This is a genomic window from Gemmatimonadota bacterium, from assembly GCA_026706345.1.
Classification (GTDB): Bacteria; JAAXHH01; JAAXHH01; order JAAXHH01; family JAAXHH01; genus JAAXHH01.
Map to the genome: position 1 here is coordinate 1 of JAPOYX010000043.1, position 7,077 is coordinate 7,077.

At 65.6% G+C, this 7,077-nt stretch carries 3 protein-coding genes; all 3 read right to left on the reverse strand.

The window, feature by feature from the left end; genetic code table 11:
* The coding region (locus tag OXG98_04420) for a hypothetical protein (GenBank protein ID MCY3771249.1) at positions 1-5,173 on the reverse strand (5,173 nt) is incomplete at its 3' end.
* Positions 5,174-5,442: 269 nt separating this feature from the next.
* Positions 5,443-6,273: a hypothetical protein gene (locus OXG98_04425; protein MCY3771250.1), complete on the reverse strand. Its 831-nt coding sequence runs from the start codon at positions 6,271-6,273 to the stop codon at positions 5,443-5,445.
* Positions 6,274-6,347: 74 nt separating this feature from the next.
* Positions 6,348-7,077: hypothetical protein (locus OXG98_04430; protein ID MCY3771251.1), on the reverse strand; the 730-nt coding region annotated here is incomplete at its 5' end.

Consider the following 7,077-nt stretch of genomic DNA (forward strand, 5'->3'; position numbering starts at 1 on the left):
CCAGGCCGTTGTAGGCGGTGTGCGTCACCAGGTCGCGGCCGCCGGTTATGACGCGCTGCTGCGTGGGCCTGCTGCTCGCGTCGAAATAGGCCATGGCCTCGGTCGAGGCGCCCAGGTAGAGTCCGGCGACGTGGAAGCGTCCGCCGCTGCCGCGCAGGGTGAGCTCGGGCTGCCATGCGGCCGGGAAGTCTGTGCTGCTCGCCCGCGCGCCTTGCGTCTTCCTGGCGTCGGCGAAGCTGTCGTGGCGCATCACGGCCGCGAAGAGGTCGCCACTGGCGGTGACGTCGATTTCGCAGGTGTACCACGCCTGGTTCGGCGCGTCGAAATCGTCCAGATCGCTCGCCTGGAGCACGCCGTCTTCGTAGATCCTGAAGCGGTCGGCGCCGCTGTCGTAGCGTATCTCGAAGGACGCCTTGCTGCTTCGGGCCGTATCGCGAACCCCGAGGACGACGGGCGTGGCGCCGGTCTCCGTGGTGACGTACACGTCGGCGCGGATCGTCAGGGGCGCGCCGGAGGTGGGCAGGGCGTAGGTCCCGTCCGTGCCGATCCTCATGGCCTGCCGGCCGCTGAACCGGACGTCTTCGTCGACGCTGCCCGTGGTGACCGCGGGCACGCCGAGGTCGGGATCGACGGCGGCCGAGAAGACGGCGCCGGGCTTCAGGTGCGTGCCCGGGCCCAGGACGATGCGCTCTTTGGCGCGGAGCGTCACGGCGGCGCCGGGTTCGGCCGTCAGGCCCGCGTTGAAGCCGATCTCGTCCGCCTCGTAGCGCATCTCTTCGCCGTCTTTTACCGTCACCTGCGCATCGAAGTTCAGGCGGGGGATGAGGCGGCTGTGCAGCGGATGCCCTTTCGGATCCACGTAGGCCGCCGACGCGATCCGGTTGGGGTCGGCCTCGGCGTAGGCGTCCGCGTTCTCATGGCGGGACCAGGCGGTCGTCCGCCTCGCGGTGATCCGTCCCGCGGCGTCCTCGGAGAGGAAGGCCGAGCCAAGGGGATCCCGGTAGTAGCGCCTCGTGACGCCGTTGGCGTCCTGCATGGCGGTGACGGCCAGGTTCGCCGGGTCGTAGGTGGCCAGCGAGGTGGGCTGAGCAGCGGCGGGATATACGCGCACGTTGTCGACGAACAGGTAGCCGCCTGCTGCGCCGTTGCGGAAGAGGACCCGGTCGGGCGTGTTGCCGGAGGTGAGATCGTAGTATCCGGTCTTCGGGTAGCGCACGCCGTTCACCCGGGCGAACCAGCGCCGGGCGTTGGCAGAGGTATCCCACTCCAGGCGGACGTGGTGCCAGCGGTTGACGCGCCACGCGTCGTGAAGCGCTTCAGGGGTCAGGCTGCCGTTGTCGTGGACGCCGAACGTTCCGTCGGCCTTCAGATCGAGCCCCGCGACCGCGGAGGCGCCTGACGACAGAGTAACGGCGGAGTGGTCCGCGATGCCGTCCGCCATCACGTCGCACTCGAATACGCCCGCCCCGAGGGCCGGGATGTCCAGCCTGAGGGACTGGTCACTGGCGCCGCCCGTGGCGCGGACCACGCCGTCTGCGAGCGATACGCGGGCCGGACTTGGAGAAGACCAGGCCGGTGCGGCCAGGAGCGCCGCGGCGTCCCGGTAGTCGTCGAAGACGTAGGCTCTGGCCTGCGAGACCCTCGCATTGGCGAAAGTGGCCACCGGCGCGAGCCGGTCGTAACCCCACAGCGTGGTCTCTACGGTCCCTGCCGCGTCCCTTGTTTCGATGGGCCGCCCGTCCTCCGTGAAGCTCAGGACTTCCCGCTCCAGGCGACGCGCGGACGGCGTGCCTCCGTAGGTTCTCTGCACCTTGAAATTCGTGGCGTAGTCATACTCGGTATGATCCAGGATCCCGCCGCCGTCCCTGACCGTGACGGACGCCGGCTTGTCCCAGATACGCCGGGAATCGGTCATGATCTCATACTCCGGGTCGGAAGCCGCCGACGGCAGGAGGACGGCCTCGATGTCCCTGGCGTAGGCCCGCAGGCGCCACCGGTCCGTTCCGTCGGTTGGCTTCGGGGCGAGCGCGTTGATCGTCACTTCGATCAAGGCCCTTGGCGTCACGCCGGCGGCGTGTTGCGGGACGGCGATCTCCTCCTCGAAGGCGAGTTCCTCATTTTCGGTATGGTCCGAGAAGGCACTGACGCGGGTAGAACGGTTGTTCAATCCCGGCCAGACGAGGCGAACCGCCACCGACCCGGCCGGTCCGCCTGTGCCGGAGGCGGGCCCCAGTATGCGTTCCAGGCCGATCCTGCCCTGTACCCGGACGTAGGGATCGGCGACGTCGAAGGCCGTGGAGCGGTAGGTCAGGTCGAGCGCGCTCTCCTTGTCCAGATCCGGCGTCCCGGTCACCCGGGCCCAGAGTTCCTCCTTGCCGGACGGGTTCTTCGCCCAGTTTCGCCGGCCCACCGACTCGGAAACGGTCACGCTGTCCCAGGAGTAGTCCACTTTTGGGCTTTCGACGCGGGTGATTTCGGCGTAGGTCCGTATGCCCGTCGGCGCCGCGTTCCGGTTGGCGGAACTGTGCAGTGTCACCCGCATGTACGCCGAGCGCACGCGGCCGGGCACGACGAGGGTGGTATCCACGGTCACCTGGACCGCCGCCGTCGGCTGGGTGAAGGTCTCGTCGGCTATGATCGAGACGGGCGACGCGGGCGCGTCCCATACGATCTCCACCCGTGCCGTACCGTACAGATCCGCCGCGGCGCCAGACACCTCGTCGAGCCCGACCGTGCCCGCGACGTCGAGTCTCGGACTGTCCAGGCTGAACCAGTCGGTCTCGTACACCGCCGTAATGAGGTTTTCCTTGTTGTCATTCTGCCCGTTCGCCCGGGTCCACACCCGGGCTCTGCCGGTCGGGGACTGGTGATGGCCGGAGTCACCCTGGACGTCTCCCAGGGCCGGCGCGTTCTCCGACCAGGCGTACGGCGGGTTCTGATCTGTCGCGCCGCCCAGGGGAAGCGGATAGAAAGTCTCGGTGGCGCGGTAGCCCGGGATCTCCTCCCGTTCCACCAGGCCGTTGACCCGGTTGTAGCGATACCTCGTCGTGGCGGTTGCGCCGTCCGTGGTCTCGGCCGCCTCGGTCCGCCGCACCCAGAAGCTCTGCTTCCTGGCGCCGCCGTGATAGATCATGTCGTTGAAGTGGCCGGAGGCGTCCACTGCCCAGGTGTTCTCCAGCTTGCCGACCTCCGCGCCGGACGCGGCGTATCGCGTCTCCCGCTCGAGCAGCCCGCGCCACATGCGGCGCTGCGCCTTGCCCAGGTCCGTCGAGGCGGCCGCCAGGCCAAGCCGTTCCACGTCCTCCTTGCTCACGAAATCGCGCCGGATCTTGCCGTAGGACGTACTGTCCCTGTCCGCAATGTGCTCCTCCACCCACGGATACGTCACGGCTTCGACCGGACCGCTGCCGAAACGCCAGAGATCGGCCGCGGGCGGGTAGACGTACCGCGTGGTCGCGGCCATCGTACTGGCGTCGCCGTCATCGTCCACGTCGCGCCCGGATACGCGGTATGCGTAGTCGCCGTACTTCTTGGCCAGATAGGACGCTTCGGGCTGCGCGTGACTCGACGTGGTGGCCTGCTCATAGGCAATGGCCATGGTCCGTCCCGTGGGGAACTTCACGCTGGTCAGGCGGTACTTTGATGACGGGCCGTAGTTGAAGGTGTAGGAAGGCAGGGGCGCCTCGCCCTTGCCCTTTATCGTCACCGAAGTCAGCAGCGTCAGGTTCAACCGCCGATGAGGATCCACGGAGGCGGCATGGGGTTCGGGCCTGACGCGGGTGCTGTCGAAGGCGAAGTCGATCGTGGTGATGGGCCGGTCGGCCCCGTCCTCGACCGTGATGGCGCGGAGCCGCCTCGTGGTCTCGATGCCGTCCAGCGACCGGAACAGGAAGGGATGGTAGAGCTCCTGCGGCGACCGGTAGAGATTTCCGGTGGGCATGGCGTCGAGCATCTCCTGCGCGGTGGGGATCCGGACTTGCCCGATGGTCGAGTCCGCTGAGACCGAGCCGGTGGCGAAGTCGTAATACTTGTTCCTATTCACGAATGAATCGCCGGCCAGCGGCAGGTCCTTCGACCGTTCCGGCGCGGTGAAAGTCACCCGCCGCACCAGGTCTCCGGTCGCGTTGTGAAACCGTATCTCCGCCAGGTGCGACGTCCGGGACGTCTTGACCACCGTGTATTCGGTGGTGATCGTTCCGATGCGCGGGTCGATGTCGCCTGCGCTGATCAGGTTCCGGAAGCTGTTGAAGACCTCGCTTTTCTCCTGGTTGGTACGCACGGTGGTCACCGGCTTGTCCGCCTCGTACCGGAAGTAGACGGCATTGCCCTGCGGATCCCTGATGGAGGCCAGGTTCCACTGGTACACGAATCTTCTGTTCAGCCAGCCGGAGGCCACGATGGTATCCCCGCGCGGGCTCGTTTCGGATCCGAAGGCCATGGCCTCCGTGGTGAGGTTGGCCCCGTATCCGCCGGCGGGACCGAAGGTATACACGTTTCCGGACAGGTCGGTGGCGGTCCAGGTGGAGGTCAGCGAATCCTGGTCGTTCCACCTGATGTCCCAGAACTGCCGGCGCTCGGCGATGAACCGGTTGGTCAACGGTGCGGTGCGGCCGTCCGATTCCTTCTGCCGGATGAGCGGATAGTAGCCGCCGGGCAGCACCAGGGCCAGGTCGTACTCGTTGGGGTTGTTGGTGATCCACTGGCCCTGGGCCGGCTCCGTCGTATTGTAGCCGCCGATGACCTTGACCGCCCCCACGGTGAGGTTCCAGCCCAGGCCCGCCCATGAAGGCTGGTTGAGCGTGTAGGTGGCTCGGCCGTCTGCAATGTTCCCGCGCAGCAGCCGGTCGGGCCCCACGATGCCGCTGCTGTACTCGAGGGCCAGCGGCCAGGACAGGTCGCCCGATCCGGCCACCGTGGCCAGCGGCAGCGAGAAGGACCAGTCGCCGGTGAAATAGTCCACCCGGTCCGCCTCCACGGCGCTTTGAAGGTGCTCGAAATCATAGGCGCCGTGGGTCAGCTGCGTGGTGGCCGTCTGCCCTGAAGCGGAAAACGCGCCGACCGCGAATACAAGGGCAGTGAACAGCAGTCTGGCAACCGCGTGAGCGATGCCGGCGTTCTTTCCGGGCGCGCGTGACTGTGACAAGTCGTTCGATGTGAGGTGCTTTGCGGACATGGGATTTCCCCTGCCTTTCCGTTCGATCAGAAGTAGCACGGGGACGCTGAAGGTCCGCGGGGTGCGGGTCCGCTAAGGGACGCGAGGGTATTCTGATGCGGTTTTAGATGGGCCAATGCGTGACGCACGGGCGTTATGGTCTAACGTTTCCTCTTTGTCGGTGTCGTCTGTGGCAAGATCGTGATTTCCGGTAACTTTTCCCGGCACCCCGAAAGACCGCCCTGGTGGCGGCCTCCGGGGTGCCGCGATACTCCGCTCGCGTCAGCGTATCACCGGTCCGTCTCCAGCTTCGAAAGCCGCTTCTCCAGCGATTCGATGTATCGTTGTTGCAGGGCAAGCTGCCGCTCCTGCTCGTCGATCACCTTGCGCTGGGACGAAAGCGTCCTGTGCTGGTCGATGGTGTAGAGCATCAGTTCCTCCACCTTCTCCAGCAGCCGGGTCTGCATCCGGCCGACGCTGACTCCTTCGGCTTCCATCTCTGCGCCCGGGGCGATGCCCGGCAGATGGCCATGGTTCTGTACATGCGCTTTCAGTTCGTTGAGGGAAATGAGGTCGTAGTCCTCGTCGAACACGTAGTCGGCGGGCGTGATCGCATCCAGGTGGATTTCCTCGGCCTTGATGCGGCCGTCCACGACGAGACGCTCGTCCGGGTCGTCCACGCCGATGCCCACGTTGCCGTCGAGACGGTAGACGTTGCCGGTGCCCGAAACCGACCAGGGACTGCCAGCAGTTACAGTGACGTGGAAGGCCGTACTCGCCGTCGTACTCATTCCGGTTCCAAGGTATACCGTTACGTTTACCTCGCCCTCACCGGCTCCCGCGATCGTCAACATGTTCTCTGAAACGCTTACCGTCACCAGCTCCGTGTTCGAAGACTCCGCCGTGAACTCGAGCATGCCGATCGTCCCGGTAACGAAGGTGGACAGGTCCAGCTCAAGCTCGCAGCAGATTGCAACGACCTGCGCCGGTATGGTCCCCAGCGTTGGCGTCGACTGGTCGGGGGCCGGTTCGGCGAACGCGTGTCCATGCGCGGCGCTGCCATGCGCTTTCGGTGTGATGAGTGTAACCAGCATTGCAATGGTCAAAAGTATCCTGAACATGAGTTGCTCCTTCCTATGGTTGATGGAATCTGTGGTTCTGCGCGCTTCGCGGGATGCGGACCCCGCCCTGAAAGTCATTCTTCCAACCTCCTGAGCCGTTGTTCCAGCTCGCTGGCCTGCTTCTTTCGAACCTCCAGCTTCTGCTGCTGCGAGACGATGCGGTCGCCCTGTACGCGAAGCTGTTCGTGCTGCGCGATGATGTAGAGCGACAGTTCTTCGATTTTCTCCAGGAGCGTGGTCTGCATCCGGCTGATGCCGATGCCGTTGGCCGCCATCTCCGGGCCGGAGGCCACGCCCGGCAGGTGGCCGTGGCGCTGGATGTACCGCTCCACGTCCGCCAGGGGCATGAGGTCGTAATCCGCCTCGAATACGTAATCGGCAGGGATCATCGTCAGGCGGTATTCCTCCGCCTCGATCTTCCCGTCCACGACCAGCTTCTGGTCCGGGTTGTCCACGCCGATGCCCACGTTGCCGGTAAGGCGGTATACGTTCTCCCCGGAGACCGACCAGGGATAGAGGCCGGATTCATTCATCGTGGCCTTTACCGTGACCGTGAAGGACTGCTTCACCGGATCACAGTCCGGCTTGCTGACCGTAACGCTTACCGTATCCGTGCCGGCGGTCTTGGGCGTGATGGTTAGCGTGTCTTCCGTCATGCTCGCTGTATATATGTTGGTGTCCGAAGACGAGGCCGCGTACATGGGCGTGAAGCCGGCAGGCAAGGTGAAGTATCCGGATACATCTATCCCGGCTGGATCTCCGCCGACGGTAAGCTCCTGGGCCGGTATGGAGCCGGTTGTTCCG

Bases quoted from the DNA above. Each gene is read 5' to 3' on its own strand.
- OXG98_04425 (MCY3771250.1), bottom strand. From the start codon at position 6,273: ATGTTCAGGATACTTTTGACCATTGCAATGCTGGTTACACTCATCACA.